Annotated in this window: 24 protein-coding genes; 15 read left to right on the top strand and 9 right to left on the bottom strand. The window is 69.5% G+C overall.

Going from position 1 to position 24,888, the window contains the following annotated elements:
* The first annotated feature begins 37 nt into the window (after positions 1-37).
* Together nth and AB0K28_RS11535 are read left to right on the top strand one after the other, a co-directional pair.
* Positions 38-757 (top strand): endonuclease III, encoded by a 720-nt coding sequence (gene nth, locus AB0K28_RS11540; protein ID WP_364368140.1) that lies wholly within the window; start codon positions 38-40, stop codon positions 755-757.
* 39 nt (positions 758-796) lie between these two features.
* Complete coding sequence (locus AB0K28_RS11535) at positions 797-1,444, top strand: CoA pyrophosphatase (protein ID WP_364368137.1); 648 nt, start codon at positions 797-799, stop codon at positions 1,442-1,444.
* A 71-nt stretch (positions 1,445-1,515) separates the two neighbouring features.
* Here AB0K28_RS11535 and AB0K28_RS11530 read toward each other — a convergent pair whose 3' ends face one another.
* Complete coding sequence (locus AB0K28_RS11530) at positions 1,516-2,028, bottom strand: HEAT repeat domain-containing protein (RefSeq protein WP_345393982.1); 513 nt, start codon at positions 2,026-2,028, stop codon at positions 1,516-1,518.
* Positions 2,029-2,110: 82 nt separating this feature from the next.
* Between AB0K28_RS11530 and AB0K28_RS11525 the strand changes: the two genes are divergently transcribed.
* Positions 2,111-3,301, top strand: coding sequence for a MarP family serine protease (locus AB0K28_RS11525; protein ID WP_364368134.1), 1,191 nt, complete (start codon positions 2,111-2,113; stop codon positions 3,299-3,301).
* Here the strand turns inward: AB0K28_RS11525 and AB0K28_RS11520 are convergent.
* From AB0K28_RS11520 to acs, 4 genes are all read right to left on the bottom strand, one after another.
* Positions 3,298-3,741 (bottom strand): DUF309 domain-containing protein, encoded by a 444-nt coding sequence (locus AB0K28_RS11520; RefSeq protein WP_364368131.1) that lies wholly within the window; start codon positions 3,739-3,741, stop codon positions 3,298-3,300. The two genes, AB0K28_RS11525 and AB0K28_RS11520, sit on opposite strands and share 4 nt — an antisense overlap.
* Entirely contained in the window at positions 3,738-4,658 is a 921-nt protein-coding gene (locus tag AB0K28_RS11515; RefSeq protein WP_364368128.1) for an alpha/beta hydrolase, read from the bottom strand. Before AB0K28_RS11515 ends, AB0K28_RS11520 begins: the two co-directional genes overlap by 4 nt.
* Positions 4,648-5,091 (bottom strand): phage holin family protein, encoded by a 444-nt coding sequence (locus tag AB0K28_RS11510; protein ID WP_345393991.1) that lies wholly within the window; start codon positions 5,089-5,091, stop codon positions 4,648-4,650. Before AB0K28_RS11510 ends, AB0K28_RS11515 begins: the two co-directional genes overlap by 11 nt.
* 247 nt (positions 5,092-5,338) lie before the next feature.
* Complete coding sequence (gene acs, locus AB0K28_RS11505; RefSeq protein ID WP_345393994.1) at positions 5,339-7,312, bottom strand: acetate--CoA ligase; 1,974 nt, start codon at positions 7,310-7,312, stop codon at positions 5,339-5,341.
* A gap of 417 nt (positions 7,313-7,729) precedes the next feature.
* On the opposite strand from acs, the gene AB0K28_RS11500 reads away from it, so the two are divergent.
* The 5 genes from AB0K28_RS11500 to AB0K28_RS11480 all read left to right on the top strand — a co-directional run bounded on the left by AB0K28_RS11500 (position 7,730) and on the right by AB0K28_RS11480 (position 13,157).
* Complete coding sequence (locus AB0K28_RS11500; protein WP_364368123.1) at positions 7,730-8,509, top strand: oxidoreductase; 780 nt, start codon at positions 7,730-7,732, stop codon at positions 8,507-8,509.
* 858 nt (positions 8,510-9,367) lie between these two features.
* Positions 9,368-10,411, top strand: a complete 1,044-nt coding sequence (gene ssd / locus AB0K28_RS11495; RefSeq protein ID WP_364368122.1) for a septum site-determining protein Ssd — start codon at positions 9,368-9,370, stop codon at positions 10,409-10,411.
* Positions 10,408-11,637, top strand: a complete 1,230-nt coding sequence (locus tag AB0K28_RS11490) for a TadA family conjugal transfer-associated ATPase (protein WP_364368120.1) — start codon at positions 10,408-10,410, stop codon at positions 11,635-11,637. The genes ssd and AB0K28_RS11490 overlap by 4 nt, the downstream gene beginning before the upstream one ends.
* Entirely contained in the window at positions 11,634-12,347 is a 714-nt protein-coding gene (locus AB0K28_RS11485; protein WP_364368117.1) for a type II secretion system F family protein, read from the top strand. The genes AB0K28_RS11490 and AB0K28_RS11485 overlap by 4 nt, the downstream gene beginning before the upstream one ends.
* A gap of 24 nt (positions 12,348-12,371) precedes the next feature.
* Positions 12,372-13,157 carry a type II secretion system F family protein gene (locus AB0K28_RS11480; RefSeq protein WP_364368114.1) on the top strand — a complete coding sequence of 262 codons (786 nt, stop codon included), beginning with the start codon at positions 12,372-12,374 and terminating at the stop codon, positions 13,155-13,157.
* Between the two features lie 88 nt (positions 13,158-13,245).
* On the opposite strand, the gene AB0K28_RS11475 is transcribed toward AB0K28_RS11480, so the two are convergent.
* Together AB0K28_RS11475 and AB0K28_RS11470 are read right to left on the bottom strand one after the other, a co-directional pair.
* Positions 13,246-13,983: a tyrosine-protein phosphatase gene (locus tag AB0K28_RS11475; protein ID WP_364368111.1), complete on the bottom strand. Its 738-nt coding sequence runs from the start codon at positions 13,981-13,983 to the stop codon at positions 13,246-13,248.
* A 79-nt stretch (positions 13,984-14,062) separates the two neighbouring features.
* Positions 14,063-14,434 (bottom strand): VOC family protein, encoded by a 372-nt coding sequence (locus AB0K28_RS11470; protein WP_364368108.1) that lies wholly within the window; start codon positions 14,432-14,434, stop codon positions 14,063-14,065.
* 458 nt (positions 14,435-14,892) lie between these two features.
* Here AB0K28_RS11470 and AB0K28_RS11465 point away from each other — a divergent pair, with 458 nt between their 5' ends.
* From AB0K28_RS11465 to AB0K28_RS11455, 3 genes are all read left to right on the top strand, one after another.
* Positions 14,893-15,078 (top strand): DUF4244 domain-containing protein, encoded by a 186-nt coding sequence (locus tag AB0K28_RS11465; RefSeq protein WP_364368105.1) that lies wholly within the window; start codon positions 14,893-14,895, stop codon positions 15,076-15,078.
* A 77-nt stretch (positions 15,079-15,155) separates the two neighbouring features.
* Positions 15,156-15,455 carry a TadE family type IV pilus minor pilin gene (locus AB0K28_RS11460; RefSeq protein ID WP_364368102.1) on the top strand — a complete coding sequence of 100 codons (300 nt, stop codon included), beginning with the start codon at positions 15,156-15,158 and terminating at the stop codon, positions 15,453-15,455.
* Positions 15,452-15,877: an Rv3654c family TadE-like protein gene (locus AB0K28_RS11455; RefSeq protein WP_364368099.1), complete on the top strand. Its 426-nt coding sequence runs from the start codon at positions 15,452-15,454 to the stop codon at positions 15,875-15,877. Before AB0K28_RS11460 ends, AB0K28_RS11455 begins: the two co-directional genes overlap by 4 nt.
* A gap of 124 nt (positions 15,878-16,001) precedes the next feature.
* On the opposite strand, the gene AB0K28_RS11450 is transcribed toward AB0K28_RS11455, so the two are convergent.
* Positions 16,002-16,742 (bottom strand): helix-turn-helix domain-containing protein, encoded by a 741-nt coding sequence (locus tag AB0K28_RS11450; RefSeq protein WP_364368096.1) that lies wholly within the window; start codon positions 16,740-16,742, stop codon positions 16,002-16,004.
* Between the two features lie 61 nt (positions 16,743-16,803).
* On the opposite strand from AB0K28_RS11450, the gene AB0K28_RS11445 reads away from it, so the two are divergent.
* Both AB0K28_RS11445 and AB0K28_RS11440 read left to right on the top strand, forming a co-directional pair.
* Positions 16,804-17,877, top strand: coding sequence for an LLM class flavin-dependent oxidoreductase (locus AB0K28_RS11445; RefSeq protein WP_364368093.1), 1,074 nt, complete (start codon positions 16,804-16,806; stop codon positions 17,875-17,877).
* A gap of 447 nt (positions 17,878-18,324) precedes the next feature.
* The gene (locus AB0K28_RS11440) at positions 18,325-20,082 is read left to right on the top strand and encodes a hypothetical protein (protein ID WP_364368090.1); all 1,758 of its coding nucleotides are present in this window, start codon (positions 18,325-18,327) and stop codon (positions 20,080-20,082) included.
* A 259-nt stretch (positions 20,083-20,341) separates the two neighbouring features.
* On the opposite strand, the gene AB0K28_RS11435 is transcribed toward AB0K28_RS11440, so the two are convergent.
* Positions 20,342-22,843, bottom strand: coding sequence for a DEAD/DEAH box helicase (locus tag AB0K28_RS11435; protein ID WP_364368087.1), 2,502 nt, complete (start codon positions 22,841-22,843; stop codon positions 20,342-20,344).
* 409 nt (positions 22,844-23,252) lie between these two features.
* Here AB0K28_RS11435 and AB0K28_RS11430 point away from each other — a divergent pair, with 409 nt between their 5' ends.
* Both AB0K28_RS11430 and AB0K28_RS11425 read left to right on the top strand, forming a co-directional pair.
* Positions 23,253-23,603 (top strand): STAS domain-containing protein, encoded by a 351-nt coding sequence (locus AB0K28_RS11430; RefSeq protein ID WP_043629845.1) that lies wholly within the window; start codon positions 23,253-23,255, stop codon positions 23,601-23,603.
* Between the two features lies 1 nt (position 23,604).
* Positions 23,605-24,045, top strand: a complete 441-nt coding sequence (locus tag AB0K28_RS11425) for an ATP-binding protein (protein WP_364368084.1) — start codon at positions 23,605-23,607, stop codon at positions 24,043-24,045.
* The last annotated feature ends 843 nt before the right edge of the window (positions 24,046-24,888 follow it).

Genomic DNA, 24,888 nt, shown 5'->3' with positions numbered 1-24,888 from the left:
GGGTTCAACCGTTCGCGGGAGCTTCTACAGTTGCGGCATGGCGACGAAAGCGGGGCGCAAACCGGAGACCCAGCTTGCCCTGGTCCGGCGGGCGCGCAAGATGAACCGCATCCTCGCGGAGACCTACCCCGACGCCCACTGCGAGCTCGACTTCACCAACCCCCTGGAGTTGCTGGTCGCGACCATCCTGTCCGCGCAGTGCACGGACAAGCGGGTCAACATGGTGACCCCCACCCTCTTCGCGAAATATCCGACGGTGGAGGACTACGCCGCCGCGGACCCGTCGGAGATGGAGGAGATCATCCGCTCCACGGGCTTCTTCCGCGCCAAGACCAACAGCATCATCGGCATGGCGCAGGCCGTCAGCGAGCGTTACGGCGGAGAGGTGCCCGGCAAGCTGAAAGACCTGGTCACGCTGCCCGGCGTGGGCCGCAAGACGGCCAACGTGGTGCTCGGCAACGCCTTCGACGTGCCCGGCCTGACCGTCGACACCCACTTCCAGCGCCTCGTACGCCGCTTCGGCTGGACCGAGGAGACCGACCCGGTCAAGATCGAGCACATCGTGGGCGAGCTGCTGCCCAGGCGCGAGTGGACGATCTTCTCCCACCGGGTGATCTGGCACGGCCGCCGCATCTGCCACGCCCGCCGGCCGGCCTGCGGGGTGTGCCCGCTCGCCGCGCTCTGCCCCTCCTACGGCACCGGCCCCACCGACCCGGCCCAGGCGGACAAGCTCGTCAGGCCCGGCCCCTTCTCCTGAGAAGGGAAGTGAACGACGCCACCGCGTGTTGGAGGATGCGTGACCCGAGTGCCCGAATGGCTGGAGAAACTGGCGACACAAGCGCAGCTGATCAGCGTCCCCCTTCCCCTCCGGCCGGTCGACGGGCGCGGGCGGGCCGCCGCGGTGCTCATGCTGTTCGGCGAGGGGCCCAACGGTCCTGACGTGCTGCTCATCCAGCGCAGCACCCGCGGGCGCAGGCACGCGGGCCAGCCCGCCTTCCCGGGCGGCGGCGTCGATCCCGACGACGCGGGGCCGATCGAGGCCGCGCTGCGCGAGGCCGAGGAGGAAACCGGCGCCGACCCGCGCGGGGTGCACGTCATCTGCACGATGCCCGAGCTCTACCTGCCCTACAGCGACAACCGCGTCACGCCGGTCATCGCCTGGTGGCGCGAGCCGTCGGCGGTCCACGCGGCCTCGCCCGACGAGGTCGACTCGGTCGAGCGGGTGCCGATCGCCGAGCTGGTCGATCCGGCCAACCGCGTCATGCTCCGCCATCCCCGTGGCGACACGGCGGGGCCCGCGTTCCGGGTGCGGGGGATGCTGGTGTGGGGGTTCACCGCGATGGTGCTCGACACCGTGCTGCGCGAGGGCGGGCTGGAGCTTCCGTGGGACGCGACGCGGGTGGAGGAGCTGCCGCCCGAAGTGGTCAGGCTCAGCGCCCGCTAGGCGCCTGACCTGAGCGGGTCGGGCTCAGCGCGCGTCAGGCGTCCGACCTGAGCGGGTCGGGCTCAGTCGCGTCAGGCGCCCGATCTCAGCGCCACGCCGAGCGCGGCCCAGCCGGCCACGTCGGCGTCGTCGTCGGCCGCGAGCGCGCGCAGCGTCTCCAGTCCCGCCCGGTCCGGCGGGTCGCCGAGCACGTGCTGCAACGCGTACGCGGCGCCGTACCGCACCCTGGGGTCGGCGTGCGCGGCCAGGTCGATCACCGACGGGAGCGAGCGCGGGTCGGCCAGGTGGCCGAAGGCGATGAGCACCGAGTAGAGCACCATCGCGTCGTCCTCGCTGGCCGCGAGATAGCGCAGCACCGGCAGCGTACGGTCGACGAAGGGCCGCAACATGCCCATGATGTCCACGCCCAGCAGCCGCTCGCTCACGCTGTCGGCGGCGCACAGCCGGCGTGCCTCGATGAACGACTCCAGGTCGCCCCGCTCACGCAGCAACGAGATCACGTGCCAGCGCAGGGCCCCGTCGGGATCGCTGTCGCGCAGAGCTGCCTGGATGAGGTCGCGCACTGCTGTCTCGTCCGGCGGCATGAAGCTCAAGATAGTCAGCAGGGTGACGCCGTCCTGATCGAAGACGTGCACACTTGACCCTATCGCTGGTTACCTTTGAAGCGTGCGCGGTGATCTGCTTGACCTCATTCTGATCGGCCTCGTGATCGCCTTCGGCGTCTCGGGTTACCGGCAGGGTTTCATCATCGGTGCGATGAGTTTCGTGGGGTTCGTGGGCGGCGCCGTGCTGGGGGTGTTCATCGCCCCGCCCATCTCGAAGGCCCTCGTCGACGGTGACACGCCGCAGGCGCTGCTGGCGATCGTGATCGTGTTCCTGGCGGCGACGATCGGGCAGTTCGCCTCCTCGACATTGGGCGCGGTCGTCCGCAGCCACGTCACGTGGGAGCCCGCCAAGGTGGCCGACGCGGTCGGCGGCACGTTCGCCAGCGCGCTGTCGGTGCTGGTGATCGCCTGGCTGATCGGCTCGCTGATCGTCTCCACGTCCTTCGCCCCGCTCGTCGACCAGGTCAAGAACTCCGCGCTGCTGACCACCGTCGACGAAGCCATCCCGCAGGCCGCGCGCAACTGGCAGCAGCCGTTCAAGAAGTTCATCGACCGCTCGGAGTTCCCGCCGGTCTTCGACGCGATCGGCGCCGGGCAGCTCATCGACGTGCAGCCGCCCGACCAGAGCGTGCTGCAGGGCGCCGAGCTGCGGCGGGCCCGCCGCGCGATCGTCAAGGTGCAGGGCAACGCCGAAAGCTGCAACAAGCACATCGAGGGCACCGGCTTCGTCTACGCGCCCGGCCGCATCATGACCAACGCCCACGTCGTGGCCGGTGTCACGCGCGGCCTGGAGGTCATCGACGCCGCCGACAACCGCCACGCCGCCACCGTGGTCCGCTACAACCCGCGCCGCGACATCGCCATCCTCCACGTGCCCGGCCTCGACCTGCCGCAGCTCGCCTTCGACGGCGACGGCTCGCGCGGCGACAGCGCCATCGTCGCCGGCTTCCCCAAGGGCAAGGGCTTCACCGCCGAGCCCGCCCGCATCGGCGGCCAGCTGGAGGCCGAGGGCCCCGACATCTACCGCGACACCACGGTCAGGCGGAAGGTCTACGTCATCCGCGGCCAGGTGCTGCCCGGCAACTCGGGCGGCCCGCTGCTCACCCCCGACGGCAAGGTCTACGGCGTGATCTTCGCCGCCGCGATCAACGAGGAGCAGACCGGCTACGTGCTGACGGCCGAGGAGGTCGCCCCCGACGCGGCGGCCGGCCGCAACGACACCGCGCCCGCCAGCACCCGCAAGTGCGACTAGCGGGGCAGGCTCGCCAGGATCAGCGCGATGGCCTCGGCGGGGTCGCTGTCCTGGGTCAGACCTGAGGCGGCCTTGCCGACCGCGTCGTACGCGCCGCCGTACGACTGCGCCTTGGCCGCGCCCCTGCTGAACAACGTCACCGCGCCGCGCCCGTTGCCCCGCTGCAGGTGCGTCAGCCCGACGCAGATCTGCGCCAGGCCCTGCCACAGCTCGCGCTCGTCGTCGGGCGCGCACTTCCACCGGCCCTCGAACACCTCGTGCGCGTTGAACGGCAGGCCCTCGTCGAGGAAGCGGCGGCCGTCGGCGAGCGCCTGCTCGGTGGTGGGGGCGTAGTCGTCGGGGACGCGCGGCATGCCGGTCGAGCCGTAGGGGAGCGGACGGCCGTACGCGTCGCGCGGCCTGGCGTTGCGCGGCCTGCCTTCGGGATCGCGGTCTCTCATCGGTCGGGCTCCGGGTCGTTGAGCCAGCCGAGCACCTCGGTGTCGAACACGTCGGGGATCTCCTCGTGGGGGAAGTGGCCGGCGCCCTCCAGCAGCCGCCACCGGTAGGGGGCCGCCACGTAGCGGCTCGAACCCTGCGCCGTGCGCGGCAGCACGCTCGGGTCGAGCGCGCCGTGCAACTGCAGCGTGGGGGCCTCGATCTCGGTGCGCATCGTGCGCGCGTAGCGCCGCCCGTCGGGACGCAGCTGCGAGCGGCCGAACCAGCGGTGGTATTCCAGCGCGCAGTGCGCCACGGCGGGGATACGGAACGCCTCGCGGTACGTACGCGACTCCGCGGGCTCCGGCCATCCCGGCCGCGACCACGCGTCGAGCAGCCGCCCCACCAGCGCCGCGTCGTGCCGGGTGAGCCGGCGCTCCGGCAGCAGCGGAAGCTGGAAGCCGATGCGCCGCCCGCTGGCCTTGAGCTGCCCGAACGGGTCGGTGACCAGCGCGCTGCGCAGCCGCAGCGGATGGGGGGCCGAGACGACGACGAGGCGGCGTACGCACTTGGCGTCGAGCACGGCCATCGTCCAGGCCAGCAGCCCGCCCCAGTCATGGCCCACCACGATCGCGCCGGTCTCGCCGAGCGCCCTGATCAGCCCCGTCGCGTCGGCCGCCAGCGTCGGCAGGTCGTAGCCGCGCGGCGGCTTGTCGCTGCCGCCATAGCCCCGCAGGTCGACCGCGACCGCGCGGTAGCCGGCGTCGGCCAGCGACACGAGCTGGTGCCGCCACGTCCACCAGAACTGCGGGAACCCGTGCAGCAGCAGCACCAGCGGGCCCTCGCCGGCCTCGACGACGTGGAAACGCGTGCCGCCCGCGTGCACCGCCCGGTGGGTCCACGGGCCCTCGATGTGGACGGCCGTCTCGTCAGGTGCCATCGCGGGTCACCGGCTCGCGATCGGGGGCGGGCGTCGGCAGCCGCTCCTGCTCGTCGGGCGTGGCGATCTCCTTCAGCCCTTTGATCGACCGTGCGGTCCGCTTCATCCCGGCCAGCCCCTTCAGCCTGCGCACCCCGAACAGCACCGCGAGGCCCGCCACCAGCAGGTAGAACACCGTCACGATGAGGAACGCCAGCCAGTTGGGCAGCACCTGGGCCAGCGCGTACGCGATCGTGAACGAGGCGAGGATCAGGCACAGGTGCGCCATGAACGCCGCGGCGGCGAACATCCCCACCGCCGTGCCCACCCGTTTGGCGTCGAACCTGAACTCGGCCTTGGCCAGCTCGATCTCCGAGCGGATCAAGGCCGAGATGTGACTGCTCGCCTGGGCGACCAGCGAGCCCAGGGATTCTTCCTCGGGAGTCTGCGGCATGAACGTCTCCTATCGAGGCCGGGTGGCCGTGTCAAACATCATCCAGCGCGACGCCGTACGGACCGCCAGGCGCCGCCGAACACGCCGGGGAACTTACCGAGCACGAGTCCACTCCCAGAACTACCTGATCGGACAAGATAGCGCTTCCGGTTATCGGCCCTCGGCCGCGCCCCCTTGAGTCTTTCGGGGAAAAGCGGACGGCCGCCCCCTGAGCTGGGAGCGGCCGTCTGCCGTGGACCTACGAGGCTCAGTCCTCCGACTTGGCGGACGGGAGCTTCTCCGAGATGAGGTTCATCACCGTGCTGTCGGCCAGCGTGGTGACGTCGCCGATGCTGCGGTTCTCGGCCACGTCGCGCAGCAGACGCCGCATGATCTTGCCGGACCTGGTCTTGGGCAGCTCGGGCACCACCAGGATCTGGCGCGGCTTGGCGATCGGGCCGAGCGTCTTGGCGACGTGGTTGCGCAGCTCGGCCGCGATGTCGTCGCCCTCCTCCGCCGTGCCGCGCAGGATCACGAACGACACGATGGCCTGGCCGGTCACCGGGTCGGTCGCGCCGACCACCGCCGCCTCGGCCACCTTCGGGTGGCTGACCAGCGCGCTCTCCACCTCAGTGGTGGAGATGTTGTGGCCGGAGACGAGCATGACGTCGTCGACGCGGCCGAGCAGCCACAGGTCGCCGTCGTCGTCCTTCTTGGCGCCGTCGCCGGGGAAGTACATGCCGTCGAAGCGGCTCCAGTACGTGTCGATGTAGCGCTGGTCGTCGCCCCAGATCGTGCGGAGCATCGACGGCCACGGGTCGCGCACCACGAGGAAGCCGCCGCCGCCGTTGGGCACGCTGTTGCCCTGGTCGTCCACCACGTCGGCGGTGATGCCCGGCAGCGGGCGCATGGCGGCGCCGGGCTTGGCGGCCGTGACACCGGGGAGCGGGCTGATCATGATGGCGCCGGTCTCGGTCTGCCACCAGGTGTCCACGACGGGGCAGCGGTCCTGGCCGATGTGCTGCCGGTACCAGACGTACGCCTCGGGGTTGATCGGCTCGCCCACCGAGCCCAGGATGCGCAGGCTGGACATGTCGTACTTGGCGGGGATGTCGTCGCCCCACTTCATGAACGTCCTGATCGCCGTCGGCGCCGTGTAGAGGATCGTGATCTTGTACTTCTGCACGATCTCCCAGAACCGGCCCCGGTGCGGGGTGTCGGGCGTGCCCTCGTAGATGACGCTGGTGGCGCCGTTGGCGAGCGGGCCGTACACGATGTAGCTGTGGCCGGTCACCCAGCCGATGTCGGCCGTGCACCAGTAGATGTCGGTCTCCGGCTTGAGGTCGAAGACCGCGTGGTGGGTGTAGGCCGTCTGCGTGAGGTAGCCGCCGGTCGTGTGCAGGATGCCCTTGGGGCGGCCCGTGGTGCCGCTGGTGTAGAGGATGTAGAGCGGGTCCTCGGCGTCGAGCGGCCGCGCCTCGTGCTGGTCGCTCTGGCGGTCGACCAGGTCGTGCCACCAGATGTCCTTCTCACCGGTGGCGACCTCCTGGCCGGTCCGGCGTACGACGACGACGTGCTCCACCTGCGGGCACTCCGCGACGGCCTCGTCCACCGTCGGCTTCAGCGCCGACGGCTTGCCCCTGCGGTAGCCGCCGTCGGCCGTGATGACCACCTTGGCGTCGGCGTCGTCGATGCGGCTCTTGAGCGCCGTGGCGGAGAACCCGCCGAACACCACCGAGTGGATCGCCCCGATGCGGGCGCAGGCCAGCATCGCGATCGGCAGCTCGGGGATCATCGGCATGTAGATGGCCACCCGGTCGCCCTTGCCGACGCCCAGCTCCTGCAGCGCGTTCGCGGCCTTGCTGACCTCGTTCTTCAGGTCGCTGTAGGTCAGCGTGCGGGTGTCGCCCTCGGGCTCGCCCTCCCAGTGGTAGGCGACCTTGTCGCCGCGGCCCTCCTCGACATGGCGGTCCACGCAGTTGTACGCGACGTTCAGCTCACCGCCCACGAACCACTTCGCGAACGGGGGGTTCCACTCAAGCGTCTTGTCCCACCTCTTGGCCCAGGTGAGCCGATCGGCCGCGCTCTCCCAGAACGCGAGGCGATCCGCCGCGGCCTCGCCGTACGCGGCTTCGGTCACGTTCGCGGCCGCCGCCAGGTCAGCCGGCGGTTCGAACCGGCGGTTCTCCTGCAGCAGGTTGGACAGCGCCTGGGTCTCGTTACCAGCGGTCTCCGGGGCCACCTCGTGCTCCTTCTATGGCCAGAATGGATAGGTTCGTGTCCCACTTCACCAGCTCACGGCCTCCGTACACAAGAGGTCTAGACAGGTCTGTACCGACGTGCGCGGCGGGTGCCTGGGTTATCTGGGCGGATGACAACAGCAATTGAAACGTTGTCATCCTGAAATCTTCAGAATGTGCGCGCGGGGGAATGGGCATGCTTTATGGGCCCCCCTCGAGGGGGTTTTCGGGGTGGCGGACAACGGCGTGGGCGCGGGTCCTGGAATGGGGGGAGCGCCGCTCGTGAGCGCCGTCGCGCGGCGCCGGCGGGCCTTTCCGCGGGCCGTCCGACCTTCCCATGGCCCTACCGTACGCAACCGAATCGCGCCGCGAACCACCGGGTGCCGTGCCGGTCCTTACCCGCGGGTAAGGTCGGGTGCGTGAGTGACCCCTTGGCCGTCATCGCGCAATTTCCCGGCGTTCCCGAGGCGGTGGACGAGGCCCGGCAGGCCGTGGACCGGCTCTACCGGCATCGCGTCCTGCGCCGCGCCAGCCCGGCGGTGTCCGCGGAGTCGTCCCTGCGCGGCGCCCGTGCGTCGGCCGCCATCGAGGGCACCGACGTGACCCTCGACGCGCTGCGCCGCGAGGAGGTGCACGACCCGCTGGTCCAGGGCGCGCTGCGGGCGTCGGCCGAGATGGGACGGCTCGGGCCGACGTGGCGCAAGGCGCCCAGGCAGGTGCTCGCGCGCCTGCACACCGTCGCCGCGGCCGGTCTGACCGAGCAGGCGAGCCTCGGACGTCCCCGGTCCTCTGACGAGGCTCCCGACCCGCTCTCGCTGGGTCCCGCGCCGGGCGCGGCCGACACCGCGACCCGCATGGAGAGCCTGCTCGCCCTGCTCGAACGCCCCACGAAGGCGCCCGCGATCGTCCTCGCCGCCGTGGTGCACGGGGAGCTGGCGGTGCTGCGCCCCTTCGGCTCGGCCGACGGGGTCGTCGCGCGGGCGGCCGGGCGGCTGACCCTGGTCGAGTACGGGCTGGACCCCAAGTCACTGGTGGCGGTCGAAGTGGGGCATCTGGAGCCGGACTACGCCGAGGCGCTCAGGGCGTATCTGACCGGTACTCCGGAGGGCGTGGCGACCTGGGTACAACACTGTGCCTCTGCGGTAACCCTGGGCGTCAGAGAGACGACTGCAATCTGTGAGGCCCTGCAGCGGGGCTGAGGGAGGCTCGCACATAGCTGACGGCGTCCCTGTCACGAGACGCCGTCTGCCTGTGCATCGCACCGGGTTACCAAGCGTGCACCTCAATCCGTCGGAGCGGGTCAAGCCCGTCACGACGCGCCTCCCGCGGCTGGTCGCACGTGGGTGCCCGGTCGATGCACCCGGACAAGGTGGTCCGTAACTCCGTTGTATGTCGAATCCGCGCTGATGGGAACCCCTGCGGGCAAGACCTTTACCCGATCATGGGCCCGCCCCCTCGTCTCGTCACTCTCCGTGATCGTCTTTATGTGATCGTTATGGTCGGAGGAAAAAACTTGGCGGAAATGCGAGATTGCTCCTCGACGAAACTCGAGTCGATCGGGCAGCATACGGAGGTATCGCCCGAAACTGGAGCGCTCTTGCTCGGGATGGCTTTGCTAGTCCCTTGCCAGGTTCTGGTCTGGTGATGAAAGCTTTCTTCTGAAACGGGACCGGCTCTACCCCCCCGGAGCCGGACCGATCAGGCGACCCCCGCTCTCCCCCCCGGCGGGGGTCGCCCCTTTTCCCCACCTCCCGCGCCAAGCCGTCGCGCCCGCTAGCGCCGTCCGCGCTTGAGGCTGGGAGCCTTTGATGGCGCCGGTTGTCGCTCGCATCACGCCCTCGTATCCGCTCCCTGCGCCCGCCTGACCACCGCCGCTCCCGAACCACGAGGGCTGCCACGGCGAGAGCCGCTCAGCGCCCGACGTGAGTTGCCCGGGTTGTCCACAGGTATCGGGCCTCGCCGGCCACTCATCCCCAGAACCGCGTTCGGCCCCTCGCCGCCCAGCCCCACTCGGCCAAGCTCGGACCTCCCACTCGCCAGCCGCTGGGAGGCCCACCATGCACCGCCCCTTGGTCATCACCGAAGACCACGCTCTGCTCGACGACCTCGTCCGCATAGCGGCCGCCGCCGGCGCCCAGCTCGACGTGGCCCACGCCCCCGCCCCGGCCCGCCCGTTCTGGAACCTGGCCCCGCTCATCGCCATCGGCGCCGACCAGGCGGAGGCCGTGGCCGCCACCTCACCCCCGTCCCGCGACCAGGTTCTCCTGGTCACCAGAGACCCAGACGACCCGGACACGTGGCGTAAATGCGTGGCGGTGGGCGCCCAGACCGTCCTCACGCTGCCCACCGACGAGCGCAGGCTGGTCGACCGCCTGGCCGACGCGATGGAGCCCGACCCGAGATCGGGTTCGACCATCTGCGTGATCGGCGGCAGAGGTGGCGCGGGAGCCAGCGTCCTGGCCGCCTGCCTGGCCCTGAGAGCTTCGGCCGACCACCTCCGCACCCTCCTCGTGGACGCCGACCCACTGGGCGGAGGCATAGACGCCCTCCTGGGCCATGAAGAGGCGAAGGGTTCACGCTGGGGCGACCTGGTGGCGAGGGAGGGGCGCATCAGCTCCAGCGCCCTGCAAGCAGCGCTTCCCGCGTTCGGCGACCTGGCCGTGCTCTCCTTCCACAGAGGAGACGTCGCCCCGATCCCCGCGCAGGCCATGCGCTCAGTCCTCGAAGCGGGCCGCCGCGGCTTCGACCTGGTGGTCGTCGACCTGCCGAGACACCTCGACCCGGCCGCGACAGAGGCCCTCAGCAGGGCGAAGACGACTTTGGCGGTGGCGCCGGCCGATGTGCGCGGCATCCTGTCCACCGTCCAGGTGCTCACCGAGGTGCGCAAGCACACCCTCGACGTCCGGGCGATCCTCCGTCCTGGAGTGCTGGACGACGACCTGGCCATGTCCTCCCTGGGCATCCCGTCCGCAGGCAACCTCCCCGACCAGCCCAGACTCACCGCCACCCTCAACCGCGGCGAACTCCCCAGGCTGGGCCCCCGCACCGTGCTCGGCGCCCTGTGCACGTCCCTCCTCCGCGAACTGCTCCCGGCGACATGACCGCCACCCCTGTCACGGCGGCCGTCTCACCCGAGCTGGTGGAGGCCGTCCGCGTACGCCTGGCCAGAACCGGCGTAGAGCCGACCGCAGCCCAGGTGGCGGTGGCGCTGAGGGCGGAGAAGGCGGTCTACGGAGACGCCGAGATCCTCGCCGTGGCCCGAGCCCTGTGCGCGGATCTGATCGGCGCGGGCCCCCTGGAGCCGCTGCTGGCCCGCCCCGACGTGACGGACGTCCTGGTCAACGGCCCTAGGGAGGTCTGGGTGGACGACGGCACGGGCCTGCGCCGCACGTCGGTGACGTTCGCCGACGACGGAGCCGTACGCCGCCTGGCCCAGCGCCTCGCCACCGCGGCCGGCAGACGCCTCGACGACGCCTCCCCGTACGTCGACGCCCGCCTGCCGGGAGGAGTCCGCCTCCATGCCGTACTCCCGCCGGTGGCCCCAGGAGGCACCTGCATCTCCCTCCGCCTCCCGCCCCGCCGCACCTTCACCCTGACCGATCTCGTCCGAGCCGGCACCATCACCCCACCCGCCCTCCCGGTCCTGACCGCCATGGTCACTGCGAGACTCGCCTTCCTCATCTCAGGCGGCACAGGCACAGGAAAGACAACGTTGCTGTCCGCCTTGCTCTCCCTGGCCGACCAGCGCGAACGCCTCCTCCTGGTGGAGGACTCCGCTGAGCTCCGCCCTCTCCACCCCCACGTCGTACGCCTCGAAACCCGCCCACCCAACCTGGAAGGCGCCGGCGAGGTGAACCTTCGCGACCTCGTCAGGCAGGCACTGCGCATGCGCCCCGATCGCCTGGTCGTAGGTGAGGTGAGAGGCGCGGAAGTGGTGGACCTGCTGGCCGCGCTCAACACCGGCCACGAGGGCGGCTGCGGCACGCTGCACGCCAACACCGCGGCCGACGTTCCTCCACGCCTGGAGGCGTTGGGTTGCGCAGCGGGCCTGACCAGGGAAGCCGTCCACAGCCAGCTGTCCGCCGCTCTGGACGCCGTCATCCACCTGACCCGAGACCGAAGAACCGGCAGAAGACGCATAGCCCAGGTCTGCCTCCTGACCAGAGCCTCAACCGGCCTGGTAGAGGCCGTCCCAGCCCTGACCTTCACCCCTCAGGGGACCACCCACCCCGGCCCCGCCTACGAGGCCCTCGCCCACCGCACCACCCACAGCCCACCGCTCGATCTCTCGCTACCGAGCGCAGCCGACTTGGACAGCCGCCCATGACCAGCGCCCTGATAGCCGCGTTGTCCACAGCCTGCGCCCTATGGCTGTGGACAGCCCCTTCCACCCCCACAACCCGCCTCACAAACCTGCTGCGGACCAGGAACATGCCACCCCACCCCCGCCCCTCACCGTCGAGACTCCTCGCCCGCCCCAGCCCCACCCGCCAAGCCGAAGCCTGGCGAAAGGCATCGATCGAGCTCTGCCAATCCCTGTCAGCGGAACTCTCCGCCGGCCGGACCGCAGCCGAATCGATGGCCCGAGCCCTGACCGCAGTGGACTTCCCCGACCCGGCCCTCCTCCGCCCCGTCCTGGCGGCCGCACGAGACGGCGGCGACGTCTCCACAGCCCTGAGGACGGCCGCCCCAGCCCAGGGCGGCGAGGGCCTGCACCAGTTGGCGGCCTGCTGGGAGGTGGGCACCACGGTGGGCGCGGGCATGGCCGCCCTGATCGACAGGGTCGCGCAAACGCTGAGAGCCGCCCAAGCCCACCGCCAGGACGTCGCAGCCCAGCTGGCAGGCCCCCGCACCACGGCCAGGATGCTCGCCGTCCTCCCAGCTCTGGGCCTCCTCATGGCCGCCGCCCTGAACATGCATCCCCTGGGCTTCTTGTTCGGCAGCATCCCGGGCCTCATGTGCCTGACAGCCGGCGTGGCCCTCGACGTCTGCGGCCTGTGGTGGACCAACCGCATGGCCACCCGAGCCCAATCCTGACCCGACCCCCGATCGGACCCTGCGATGCTCCACGTGCTGTCCGCCCTGTCCGCCCTGTCCGCCCTGTCCGCCCTGTGCGCCGGCATGGCCGCCTGGCTCTGGCTCTCTCCGAGAACCCCGGCAGAACGCCTCACCCGCCTACGCCCACCGAAAGAACCACCCGAAGAACGTCACCCAGCCCCACGCCGGCTGGAGCCGGCCACCCACCGACTCACAAAGCGAACGATCCTCACCGCAGCATGCACAGGCCTGCTCGCCGTACTCCTCATAGGCGGCACCCCAGGCCTGATCACCGGCGTCCTCCTGACCCCCGCGACAGCGTTCTACCTCCACCGCCGAAGCCCACCCGAATCCCAGGACGACCAGCGCAGAATCGCCGCCGACCTCCCCTTCGCCGCCGACCTCATGACCGCGTGCCTCCGGGCAGGACGCCCGGTGAGCACCGCCACCGAGACGGCTGCTACGGCCATAGGCGGCCCACTGGGCGAGCGCCTGACCTGGGCGAGCACCCAGCTACGCCTGGGCGCCGACCCAGAACCGACCTGGGCCTACCTGGCCAAGGACCCGTCCATGGGCCACCTGTCGAGAGCCATGAGCCGAGCGGCGCAAACCGGCGCTCCCGTGGCCGACGTACTGACCCGCTTGGCCGACGACGCCAGAGAAGCATCGAGAGCAGCCGCAGTCGCCGCCGCGAGAAGCGTCGGCGTGAAAGCAGTGGCCCCGCTGGGCCTGTGCTTCCTACCGGCGTTCGTATTGCTGGGAATCATCCCGGTAGTGGCGGGTCTGGCGTCGACCATCATCATCCCGTAGCCACTCACTACATAAGCCGAGCCATGGGCTCTGCCCATGCATCATCAGCGCTATGTACCAGGGAGCCGAAGGGCAATAAGCCAGCTCATCAGTCCTGTGTAGTGGGCACCTGAACCAGCCGGGCACGAAGCTCGGCTACATCTACATCCGTCAACCCAGCCGCCCGCAATTGCTTCTCCACCTCCAACCCGTCCAACACCCCAAGAAGGGCCTCCCGAGCAGTGGTGCCCTTACGGGCGAGAATGCGGCGAATCTCATCGGTCTGATCCGCAGCCCCCAGGGCTTGGAACAAGGGAGGCAACCGGCCCGCGCTCAACGCGTAGTCGTCGGCGATGTCATCTGGCGAGACCCCCGCCAGCGCCAACGCCAACATGACGATGAGCCCGGTCCGATCCCGCCCAAGCCCGCAGTGCACCAGCACCCCACCAGGCCGAGCCCGCGCCACGGCCGCGACGGCCTCCGCACAGAACCGGGCCTTCTGCTCGATGAAGACCCGGTAGTAGAGCGGAGAACCATCGAGCTCGTTCTCCCAGATCTGGTTCCAGAACACGGTGTCGACGGAGTCGTCCAACGGCACGTGGACGGTCGTCACCTCTTCAGGCCGAGGACTTGAATCACCGCGGCGCTCATCGTCGTTCCGCAGATCGACCACGGTCCGAACCCCGTGCTCGACGAGCGCCCGCCATCCCGCCGCCGTAAGCCGCTCCGGATTATCCGACCGAACCAGGGCTCCCGCACGTACGGACCCGCCCCCGCTCACGGCGATCCCGCCGAGGTCCCGTACGTTGTAGCACCCTTCCCATTCGAGGTCCCGCCGCTCGACCACAGAACCTCCAGGGGCATCCCGAACATTTGCAGCGAACCGGCCTTATCCGTCACCGCCACTCATTGAGACAGCGCCGGCCCTACGTTGGTTCGTCATTTCCGGGACGCTGATCTTCCGCCATGCCGCCGAAGGCGATCTCGTTCCCTTCCGGGTCCTCGTAGATGACCTTGGTCACGCCGTTCTCGTACGTCTCCCGCTTGACGGGCTCGATGCCGCGTCGAGTGATCGCCGCGACCCGTTCCCGCAGGTCCTCGACGAACGACACCACCAGCGCGTTCCCGGCGCGTTCCGGCTCTTGGACGATGTAGACGTACCGATGCTCGGCAAGCTCCCACACGGCCTCGACGTCGTTCGGGATGAACGACGGCTTCTCCCCGAACAACTGCTCGTACCACCGCAACGCCGCCTGGTAGTCGCGGACGGGGATGCCGGCGAACAGATCAAGGGTCATGTCGTCCTCCACATGCAGTCGCGTGCCGCCGCCGTAGTAGACCCCCGCCCCGCCGAAAACTCATCGCCATCGAGCCGAGCGCAGGGACTGGAGGAGCCGAGACCCGGGATGAGGTGGCCGACACCCCACGGCCAGAACCTGCTCATCCACAGACCATCACCCCTTCAACGGGCTCATCCACAGACCACCACCCCTCCAGCAGGCTCATCCACAGAACCGCGTTCGGGCCACCGCCCGCCACCCCGCCTCCGCCACCCTTTGAACCCCCGCCGGACAACCTCCGGCCCTCAACACCTGGAGGCACGATGCCAAGTCCCGCCACCACGCCAGACGACATCAAAGCCACCCCAGAACACTTCGATCACACAGGCGAAGCACGACCTCAGCAACCACCCACAACCCCACACCAAGCCGCTGAGCCCTCCTCGATCCGCCGGGCGAAAGGACCCTGGCCGCGCGTGAACAAGTGGCTCCATTACGCGGCCGTCAACCGCGAGCGCGGCATGTCCACAGCCGAATACGCGGTAGGCACGATCGCGGCCTGCGCCTTCGCCGCACTCCTCTACAAGGTCGTGAGCAGCACAGAAGTCCAGGAGATGCTGACAGCCCTGATCAACCGAGCACTCAACGTAGCCAAGGAATGAGCCTGCGCCTCTCGCGGACACGCAGGGGCGCCAGAGGGCCGGCATCGCGGGGTTCGGTCACCGCCGAAACCGCCGCGATGCTGCCCGCCCTCATGATCGTCCTGGCCGCCGCCCTGTGGGCGATCCAAGCGGTCGCCGTACAGCTCGAATGCGTCGACGCCGCCCGCGCCGCAGCCCGGGCGGCCGCCAGGGGCGAACCACTCGACCAGGTCCGCGACTACGTCCGAGCAGCCACAACTCCGAACGCCGAGATAGCCCTCACACGAGATCCCGACCTCACCAGGGTGCACATCACCGTCGAGGTACGCCCCTCGTGGGCGGCCTCCCTCCCCGCGGTCCAGGTGTCAGCCGCAGCCACCGTGGTCACCGAGCCATGACGACGAAGAACCGGAGGAACCACGTGACCACCTCCCATAGGAGATCGCTGCCCAAAGCCACGGAACGCGGCTCAGCCACCCTCTGGGGCGTGGCCTTGATGGGCCTGCTGATGGCGGTGGCCATGGCATTCGCCACGATCGGCTCCGTACGAGTGGCCCAGCATCGCGTCAACAGCGCCGCAGACCTGAGCGCCCTGGCAGCGGCCAAGCTCGTCCTGATCGACCCGGAAAGCGCCTGCCTTCGAGCCGCCGAACTGGCCGCTGAGAACGGCGCCAAGCTGACGAAATGCGAAATCACCACCGACAGAGCCGACATCTGGACCGCCGTGCCCCTGTCACTCCCGTTATTAGGCGCAACAACCCTGACCGGCAGATCCCGAGCCGGCCCAGCACCCCCCACCCCACCGAACAACCCTCATTGACCAGAGGAAGGAATGACTCAAGTTCATGAGCGACGCGGACCAAGTTGTGCACGTGACCGTGAGCCCGAGGGACCGGCGGGGCCGCCAGGTGCGGAGGACGCTCCGCAGCGGCCAGGAGCCGAGCTCAGCCGGCCAGCAGTGCCGCCGTGGCCGCGTCGGCGGGCAGGAAGGCTTCCAGCTTCAGTTCGGCGACCGTGACGTCCGTGGCGGTCGCGAACGTCGTGATGGTCGTCGTCAACCGCAGTTCGCCGCGGGCCGAGCGCAGCCGTACGGGCACGGCGAAGCCGACGTGGTCGGGGCCTGGTTCGACGGGCGGCACGTACGCGGACAGTTCGTCGTGCAGCTCGCCAGGAGGAAGGCGGTCGAGCACGTGCCGTGCCCACTGGTCGAGGTTGACGATCCGCGGTGCCAGGCCCTCGGGGTGCAGGCAGAGGCGCGGCACGTTCATCGGCGGGCGGAGCAGATGGCCGGCGACGCCTTCGGTGAGCAGCCCGACCGCGTCGTTGGCGAGCACCAGCTCATGCCGGGCGTCCACGACGATCGCCGGGTACGGCAGGTGACCCTCCAAGACATGCCGCAGCGCGGTGCGTACGTGCTCCAAGGCCGGGTCGTGCAACGGAGTCTGCGGATAGACCGGGGCGTAGCCGGCGGCGAGCAGGAGTTCGTTGCGCTCCCTGAGCGTCAGCTCCATGGCCTCGCCGAGCCGTACCACCAGCGATCGGCCGGGCCGGGAGCGGCTGCTTTCGAGGAAGCTGAGATGGCGTTGCGTCGTGCCCGCCCGCAGCGCCAGTTCGAGCTGGCTGAGACGGTGGCGCTGCCGGACCGAGCGCAAAGCCTGCGGGAAGTCCACCACGTCAGTGTGCATGACGTGTCCATTCCTTCGCGGGAATTGCCGCCATTCCCAGCACCGGCGCACGATCCCTCCCATGAACGTGCACATGGGGGTCCTTCTCCCGACGAACCAGGGCCAGTGGGACGACGCCCGGCAGCTGATCGACATGGGCGTACGCGCCGAACGGCTGGGCTACGACTCGGTGTGGGCCAACGACACCCTGCTCGGCCCGCGCCTCGAGCCGCTGGCCACGCTAGCCGCACTCGCGACGGCGACGGACCGCGTCACGCTCGGCACGGCGACCCTGCTTCCCGCCTTCCGGCGCCCGGTCACGACGGCACAGGAGCTCGCCTCCATCGACCACCTGTCGGCAGGCCGGCTCACGATCGCGGTGGGCGCGGGTTTCCCCGGCAGGTCGGAGCCCGAGTACGCGATGTCGGAGGTGCCGTGGCAGCGCCGTTTCGCCCGGCTGGACGACACGGTGGCGCTGTGGCGGGCCTTGTGGGCGGGCGAGCGTTCGTTCTCGGGCCAGGTGCTGTGCTTCGACGAGCTGCCCGCGTCCACGCCCTGCCTTCAGGAGGGCGGGCCGCCGATCTGGCTGGGCGGGGCCAGCCCATCGGCACTGCACCGCACCGGGACGCTCTACGACGGCTGGCTGCCCTACCCGCCCGACCCCGCGGACTACCGAACGGGCCTGACCACCGTACGCCGATCTGCGGCTTCAGCGGGCCGTGCCGCGGACGCAGTCACTCCAGCACTGTTCATCACGGTGCTGATCACCGACGACATGGCAGACGGCGAACGCCAACTCGACGCGTACTGCCGGGAGACGTACGGGCGACCGTACGAGACGGTCCGCACCATCCAGGGAATCGTCGCGGGCCCGACCGAGCATGTGGCCGCCACGCTGACCCGTTACGTAGAAGCCGGCGCAGAACACCTCGTCTGCCGCCTCGCGACCCAGTCCATGAAATCCCAGATCGAGCAACTAGAACTCCTCGCCACCCTCAACCTCCCCACCACGGATCGGCCCATCCTCGACCGGCCCGCTACGGACCAGCCCGCCACGGATAGGCCCACCACGGATCGGCCAGCCTCCGATCGGCCTGCCATGGATCGGCCAGCCTCCGATCGGCCTGCCGTGAATCGGCCCACCCTTGACCAGTAAACCCTCGCCTAGTCGGCCGACCGCTGACCTCCGCTCGCCGCCTGAGACAGGGGCAACCGGTGACCCCGCACGCCAGACGCCGTGTGACCGCGCCCCGCACGCCGCACGCCAGACGCCGTGTAGCCGCACCCCGCACGCCGCACGCCAGACGCCGTGTGACCGCACTCCGCACGTGGGACCGTTGTGGTCGAAGGGGTCAGGTCGCAATCGAATCACGACTTCTTAGACATTGTGTCCAAGAGTTGACTGTCTCCCGTAAGGTTCCGCTTACCCTCGGTCCATGCCAGTTGCGACAAGGAGTGTGGGAGAGCAGGAACACGGTCGCTAGGGTGCGGCCCGAGGTCGGTCGGTGACCGTTATCGGCCGGGCGGACTGCACTTCCGGTCGTCGCATGGGCGCCCCGAGGGTGCTCAAAGCGACGCGAGGCTCTCGACGGAGGGAAGCGTCGTGACGGTAGTCGGCAAAGTCGTGGTCACAGGAGCGATCGCGGCCGGTTCCATCGCACTCGGCAACCCCGCTCAAGCGGCCATGACGACCCAGCACGCCGGCTCATCCAGCCTGACCGCGTCGGCAAGCTCAGCCTGGCCGGCGGCCACGTCACAGATCGCGCCCGGGGAGATCACTTCGCCCTCTGACGGTGAGGTGGTGACGAGCTCGTCCGTGCCGGTTTCCGCGCGAGCCGGGCTGTTGCAGCTGAAGGTGGGGCTGTACGTCGAGGGGCCTTCCACGCCCAGCCAGACGATCGGCACAGGCAGCGGGAATCAGACCATCTCCGGGACGTTCAACGCCGGCGACGCCCCCAACGGCACCTTCACCGTGACCCTCAAGGGCGAGATCACCGGCACGACCTACGCGAGCAGCACGTTCACCCTGCGCAGGCCCGCGCAAGCGCCGGCGGATGTGCGGGCCGGCAGGCGGGGCGCCAAGAAGGTCCTCGTGACCTGGAGAAAGGGGCCCGAGCCGGACCTGCAGTCGTACGAGGTGTCCAGCACGCAGTCCGGTCTCGGCGGGCGGATGCCCGTTGACAGCGCGTGCTCCGGCTCCTCGTGCCGGGCGGAGCTGGCGGTCCCGGCGCAGGTGGCGGGGAAGAAAGTGGGGTTCGCGGTCACGGCGTTGAGGGGGGACGGGAGCGGCGGATCGATCGGCTCGGAGGAGTCGGCGATGACGTACGTGAGTTTCCCGGCCGCGCCGTCCGCCAAGCCGACGAAGAAGAAGCCCGCCGACACCGGCCAGACAGCGAAGAACAAGGGACCCACGAGGGTCGACGCGCTGCCCATCCTGCCCGGAAGGACGCAGACGCGGCCGTCCAGCAAGCCGAGCAACCGCAAGGCGGCGACGTCACCCGAATCATCCGAAGCCGACCCGAACGCCAACCTTCTGGTTCCCTCCGGGGAGGAAGGGCCTGAGAAGGGCGGTGGCCCGGCTACGTCGCATGGCAGGGACGGCGCCGGCTCGGCCCCAGGGCAGACCGGCGGGGTGACGACCGCATCAGGCGAGTCGCCGCTAGGGAACATCGGCCAGTACGGGTGGTACGCGACGGCCGGCATCCTGTTGCTGCTGCTCGGTGTGCAGGTGGGCGGTTGGGCCCGGCGGCGTTCGCTGGCTGCGGCCGAGGGCGGGGTTGCCGCCTCGCCATCCTCAGCGGGCCGAACGCCGGGGCCGGCGGGTGGTGCGTACACGCTCTCGACCGCGCAGGGCACCAAGCTCAGGCGAGCGGATGGCATGGTCACGCCGGTCACGTCGGCGTCGCGACGACCCGCAGTGATCGTGTCCGTCGCCAAGACCCGTGTATCAGAGCAAGAGCCGCATATGGGGACGGATGGCGCGGCATCAGCCTCTGGCTCTTCCGAGGGTTCGCCGCCCCGAGGTGTCTCCTCCTCCGAGGGTTCGCCGCCCCGAGGTGTCTCCTCCTCCGAGGGTTCGTCTGCCCCCTATGTCTCCTCCTCCGAGGGGGCCGCGTCGCCATCTCCTTCAGGCGGGGCGGCGGACGGTTCTGCGTCGCTTGTTCTGCCTTCGGTGCCGATCGACGAGCGGTGGAATGACTTTCTGCCGCCGACGCCCAGGTCCATGGAGGACAGTGCGTTCTGGACGCGTTCTCAGGCGGGGGATGGCGATTTCTGGGAAACGGAGGGCGACGGCGATGGGGCATATTCCGGTCGTGCGCGGAGGAACGGGAAGCATTTAGGTAAGTCGGATAGGGAGTAACTGCTCTTCGGCTGAAACGGGGCTTGGTGATGGCCTCGCTTGGGTGCATGGCTAGTCCGTGGCGGGGTTCGGGGTCCCGCTGGGTGCGGGATGCCGAGGGGATGGGTGGTTCAGCGGTGCGCTGAAAATGCCGGTCTCGGTGCAGGTGGAAAGAGTGTTCGGGGTAGGGTTTCAGGCGGCGGGCATCAGGTGTTGGGCCGGTAACTCTTGTCTGTTACGGCGGTGGTTTGGCTGACGTCATGTCGCAAGCGCGTGAGTTTTATTGCGGGGATAGCAATGTGTTGAGGAGGCGGATGGCGCCTCTTTTGTGTAGGGGTTCGTTGCCGTTGCCGCATTTGGGGGATTGGATGCAGGACGGGCAGCCGCGTTCGCATTCGCAGGACATGATGGCTTCGCGGGTGGCGGTGAGCCAGTCGGTGGCGCGGGCGTAGCCGCGTTCGGCGAAGCCGGCGCCGCCCTCATGGCCGTCGTACACGAAGACAGTGAGCAGGCCCGTGTCGGCGTGCAGTTCGGTGGAGACGCCGCCGATGTCCCAGCGGTCGCAGGTCGCGAACAACGGGAGGAGGCCGATGGCGGCGTGCTCGGCGGCGTGGGCGGCGCCGCCCAGGTCGATGTCGGCTTCGGCCAGCAGGGCCACGGCCGAGGCGGGCAGCGTCCACCAGACGGCGCGGGTGCGGAGGGTTCGGGGCGGCAGCTCCAGAGGTTCGTCGCCGAGCGATTCGCCTGATTGGAGGCGCCTCTTCAGGTACGAGACGACTTGGCGGGTCACCTCCACCTCGCCGAAGTGGAGGGTGCCGGGGCCCAGAGGTTGGGAGCGTTCAGTGGCAAGGATGGAGATGTCGGTGATGTCGCGGGCGAAGGTCGTGTAGTCCGGGTTGGCGCTGGAGACCAGGGCCACTCCGGCGTCCAGGTCCAGGAGCTCCACGAGGAAGGTCTCGCCCTGGTGCAGGTAGATCGCCCCCGTGTGCACGGTGGTGTGCGCGGAGGGCTCGTCCACGCTGCCCAGCAGGCGGCCTGTGGACGACTCCACGACCTGGATCGGGGCTCCTCCGCCACCTCGGATGTCGGCGAGGTCCGTGGCCCGCTCGCGCCTGGTCCAGAACCAGCCGGCCGGACGCTTCCTGAGCATGCCGTCCGCCACCAGGTCGTCGAGGACCTTGGCGGTGGTGGGGCCGAAGATGGGCAGGTCGTCCTCGCTCAGCGGGATCTCGGCGGCGGCGGCGCAGAGGTGGGGGCCCAGGACGTACGGGTTGTCCGGGTCGAGGACGATCGCCTCCACCGGGCGGCCGAACAGGGCCTCGGGGTGGTGCACGAGGTAGGTGTCCAACGGGTCGTCCCTGGCGATCAGTACGGCCAGTGCGTCCCTGCCGTCGCGGCCCGCCCTGCCCGCCTGCTGCCAGAGCGAGGCGCGGGTGCCCGGCCAGCCGGCGATCAGCACGGCGTCGAGGCCGGAGACGTCCACGCCGAGTTCGAGGGCGTTGGTGGTGGCCAAGCCCATGATCGTGCCTGCGCGGAGGGCCTTCTCCAGGAGGCGGCGGTCTTCGGCGAGGTAGCCCGCCCGGTACGCGGCGATCTTGTTGGGGAGCTCGGCGAGGTCGGCTTCGGCCGACTCCGGGATCGCCCAGGCGAGGGAGGACGGTGATTCGAGGGGGGACGGTGATCCAAAGGGGGACGCTGTCTCCAGGGAGGACGGTGATTCCCCGGAGAGGGCGGCGGACGGGACCGGCCCCCGCGAGGTTCCGGTGTGGACGGCCGGTGTGTGGTCCCGGGCTTGTTCGGTTGATGCGGCGGTGTGGGCGGCCGGTGTGTGGTCCCGGGCTTGTTCGGATGATTCGGCGGTGTGGGCGGCCCGTGTGTGTTCCGAGGCTGGAGCAGCGTGTTCTGAGCTGGGGGATGAGTGGTCCGTGCCCAGGGGGGTTCGGCTCGGGTGCTGGGTGGCCTGGTTCTCGTGTGGAGACGGCGTGTCCGGGTGCTCGGTGTCCCCGGTCGAAGGGAGAGGGGTCGGGGGTGGGGTGTAGGGGAGGGAGAAGGCTACGTCGGCCAGTTTGGCGCGGGCCGAGAGGGCTACTGTTTCTGCCCCTCTCCTTGAGCGGACGAAGGCGAGGGTGCGTACGTCGGCCAGGACGAGGTCGGCCAGCAGGTCGGCGGCCTCCGCCGTGGCCGTGCGGCGTACGGGGGCCCCGCCTTCGCCCCGCAGCTCCGTCAGGGGCGGCTCCCACAGCGCGATGGTGGTCGCGCCCTTGGGCGAGGTGTCCACCGTCACCTCGTCCATCTCGAGCCCCGTCAGCCTCCGCCCGAACAGCCCGGGCTCGCTGGCCGTCGCCGAGGCGAGCATGAAGGTGGGGGTGGAGTTGTAGCGGGCGCAGGCGCGGCGGAGGCGGCGCAGGATCTGGGCGACGTGCGAGCCGAAGACGCCGCGGTAGCCGTGGCACTCGTCCACCACGACCAGGCGCAGGCGGCGGAAGAACGACGACCACTGCGCGTGGCGGGGAAGGATGCTGCGGTGCAGCATGTCGGGATTTGTCAGTACGTAGTTGGCGTGCTGGCGTACCCAGGTGCGTTCCTCGAAGGGGGTGTCACCGTCGAAGCAGGCCGCGCGGAGCTGGGTGATGCGCAGCGCGCGCAAGCTGCGGAGCTGGTCGGCGGCCAATGCCTTGGTAGGGGTCAGGTAAAGAACCGTGCCGCCGTCGAGGGAGGCGGCGACCGCCGGGGTGAGGTACGCGAGGGACTTGCCCGACGCCGTACCGGTCGAAATGATCACGTTTCGGCCACGGAATGCCAGGTCGGCGGCCTCGTACTGGTGAGGCCAGAGTCCTGTCACCCCGCGGTTCGCCAAGCGCGTAACGAGGACTTCCGGCGTCCACTCCGGCCAGCGCACTTGACCCGCCTGACGTGCGGGAACATGCTCCACATGGGTGACACGCGCGCGACGTGAGGGTACGCCGAGCAGGTGGCGGAGGAGTGATGCCGTCTGTTCTGGGGAGGATCCGGTGGAAGTCACTGTTTCCAGTCTTGCATCCGTGGGCAAAGTCGCCGGGAATCGTGATTTCGTATAGACACAAGCCAGGCGCGTGGTTGAATGCCGCGCGTCAGGGTCGGACAGTCTGGGGCCACGCTCCAGATTGCCAGGCCGGCAAGACTACTTTCGCAGGCGAGGCGCTGGAGGATCTGTGGATCTGAAGTTGGATCACCGCACCGAAGACCGACTCACCATCGTGGAGGTCGAGGGTGAGATCGATGTCTACACGGCGCCGAGATTGCGTGAGCTCCTCATCGATCTGGTCAACAAGGGCAACTTCCACCTTCTTGTGAACATGGAGAAGGTCGACTTCCTCGACTCCACGGGCCTCGGGGTCCTGGTCGGGGGGCTCAAGCGAGTTCGCGCGCACGACGGCTCGCTGGAGCTGGTCTGCACGCAGGAGCGCATCCTCAAGATCTTCCGGATCACCGGGCTGACCAAGGTCTTCGGGATCTACGCTTCGGTCGACGAGGCCAAGGAAGCTCACGGCAAAGACAAGTAGCATGGCTACCGTCGAGCTCACGTTCAGCGCCCTCCCCGCACACGTGCGCACCGCACGGCTGGTCGCGACGGCTATCGCGCGCCGCACCGGTGTGGAGGAGTCCCTGCTGGACGAAGTCAGGCTCGCCGTGGGTGAGGCATGTTCCCGGGCAGTCGAGGCGCATCGAGTGCACTGTCCGGGCGAGCCCATCCGCATCGAGCTACGTGACGATTCGGGGCGTTTCGAGGTCACGGTCAGTGACCTGGCTCCCAGCGAGGAGATCAAGCAAGAAAAGCCGCTGGACCTGGGCATGCTCTCTGACTCGTTCATGTCCAACTTCGGGATCGCGGTCATCGAAGGGTTGGCCGATGATGTCGAGGTGTTTCCCAGCCCCAAAGGCACGAATATCCGGATGAGTTGGCCGGCTGCCGTCGGCAGCAACACCAACACCGGGACCATCTGAGCCGAGCCGCCCTGGTCAGCCCAACCCCATCCCAGGCGGGGTGAGGCGGGCGGGCTTTGGGGGCGTTGCGGAGGCCTTCGGGTGGCCTTCGGGCGGCTTTCCGGGTGGTTCTGGAGGCCGGGGCACGGGCTGATGTCAGCGGTTCTGCAGTATGGACTGAGGGCCGCCTCCGGCATTCGAAGTTGAGGTAGCTGCGGGCTGAGGTCGAGGTGGTTCGGCCAAGGTCCGCGGCTTTGTGCTGCCGGCAGGGCGGTCTCCGGCTTCCGCGATGGCGGTCGAAGCTGATGGCGGCCGAGGGCTGATGGCGGTCATGCGCTGACGGCGGTCAAGCGCCTATGGCGGTCAAGAGCCGATGTCGGACAAAGGCTGATGTGGTCTGCCCAGTGCTGCCTGCGGTCGGAGCCTGAGGAAGAGGCCGTTCGCGCTGAGGGTTGCGTGGGTGAGAGTTCGGGCGTCAAGGCTGCTGCTCTGAGGTCGGTGGAAGGCTGCTGAGGGCCTCTCTGTGCCCCCAAGGGGCGATTTGTGCGTATTGGGTGGTAGTGGGGGTGGGTTCGGGCGTGGGGCGGGACGGCATGCGTGTCAGGGAGGCCGTCTGAGGATCGAACGGCGGGTTGTCGTCGTGCGTATCCCGGAGGGGTGGGTTTGGGTCGGCGGGAGGTGCGGGGTCAAGCCAAGGGGGTGCAGGAGGGTCCGGTACGTACGGGGAGGCCCGAAGGCGGTGGGGATGGAGGGGTGCGGTCAAGGGGCGGGAACGCCGCAAGAATCGGGGTTTCGGGCGGCCCGAAATGGTGCCTTGCTGTGACCGTAAAGGCTTGGAAATTTCTGGTGTCAGATCCCAAACCA

It is taken from the genome of Nonomuraea sp. NPDC049504 (genome assembly GCF_040676845.1).
Classification (GTDB): Bacteria; Actinomycetota; Actinomycetes; order Streptosporangiales; family Streptosporangiaceae; genus Nonomuraea; species Nonomuraea salmonea.
This window is presented reverse-complemented; position numbering and strand designations above follow the sequence as displayed.

What these genes read in the sequence shown, in the direction of transcription:
- AB0K28_RS11445 (WP_364368093.1), top strand. Translation starts at nt 16,804, where the DNA reads ATGAACGTGCACATGGGGGTCCTTCTCCCGACGAACCAGGGCCAGTGG.
- AB0K28_RS11425 (WP_364368084.1), top strand. Translation starts at nt 23,605, where the DNA reads ATGGCTACCGTCGAGCTCACGTTCAGCGCCCTCCCCGCACACGTGCGC.
- AB0K28_RS11490 (WP_364368120.1), top strand. Translation starts at nt 10,408, where the DNA reads ATGACCGCCACCCCTGTCACGGCGGCCGTCTCACCCGAGCTGGTGGAG.
- AB0K28_RS11485 (WP_364368117.1), top strand. Translation starts at nt 11,634, where the DNA reads ATGACCAGCGCCCTGATAGCCGCGTTGTCCACAGCCTGCGCCCTATGG.
- AB0K28_RS11470 (WP_364368108.1), bottom strand. Translation starts at nt 14,434, where the DNA reads ATGACCCTTGATCTGTTCGCCGGCATCCCCGTCCGCGACTACCAGGCG.
- AB0K28_RS11450 (WP_364368096.1), bottom strand. Translation starts at nt 16,742, where the DNA reads ATGCACACTGACGTGGTGGACTTCCCGCAGGCTTTGCGCTCGGTCCGG.
- nth (WP_364368140.1), top strand. Translation starts at nt 38, where the DNA reads ATGGCGACGAAAGCGGGGCGCAAACCGGAGACCCAGCTTGCCCTGGTC.
- AB0K28_RS11520 (WP_364368131.1), bottom strand. Translation starts at nt 3,741, where the DNA reads ATGAGAGACCGCGATCCCGAAGGCAGGCCGCGCAACGCCAGGCCGCGC.
- AB0K28_RS11510 (WP_345393991.1), bottom strand. Translation starts at nt 5,091, where the DNA reads ATGCCGCAGACTCCCGAGGAAGAATCCCTGGGCTCGCTGGTCGCCCAG.
- AB0K28_RS11530 (WP_345393982.1), bottom strand. Translation starts at nt 2,028, where the DNA reads ATGCCGCCGGACGAGACAGCAGTGCGCGACCTCATCCAGGCAGCTCTG.
- AB0K28_RS11460 (WP_364368102.1), top strand. Translation starts at nt 15,156, where the DNA reads ATGCTGCCCGCCCTCATGATCGTCCTGGCCGCCGCCCTGTGGGCGATC.
- AB0K28_RS11455 (WP_364368099.1), top strand. Translation starts at nt 15,452, where the DNA reads ATGACGACGAAGAACCGGAGGAACCACGTGACCACCTCCCATAGGAGA.
- AB0K28_RS11515 (WP_364368128.1), bottom strand. Translation starts at nt 4,658, where the DNA reads ATGGCACCTGACGAGACGGCCGTCCACATCGAGGGCCCGTGGACCCAC.
- AB0K28_RS11480 (WP_364368114.1), top strand. Translation starts at nt 12,372, where the DNA reads ATGCTCCACGTGCTGTCCGCCCTGTCCGCCCTGTCCGCCCTGTCCGCC.
- ssd (WP_364368122.1), top strand. Translation starts at nt 9,368, where the DNA reads ATGCACCGCCCCTTGGTCATCACCGAAGACCACGCTCTGCTCGACGAC.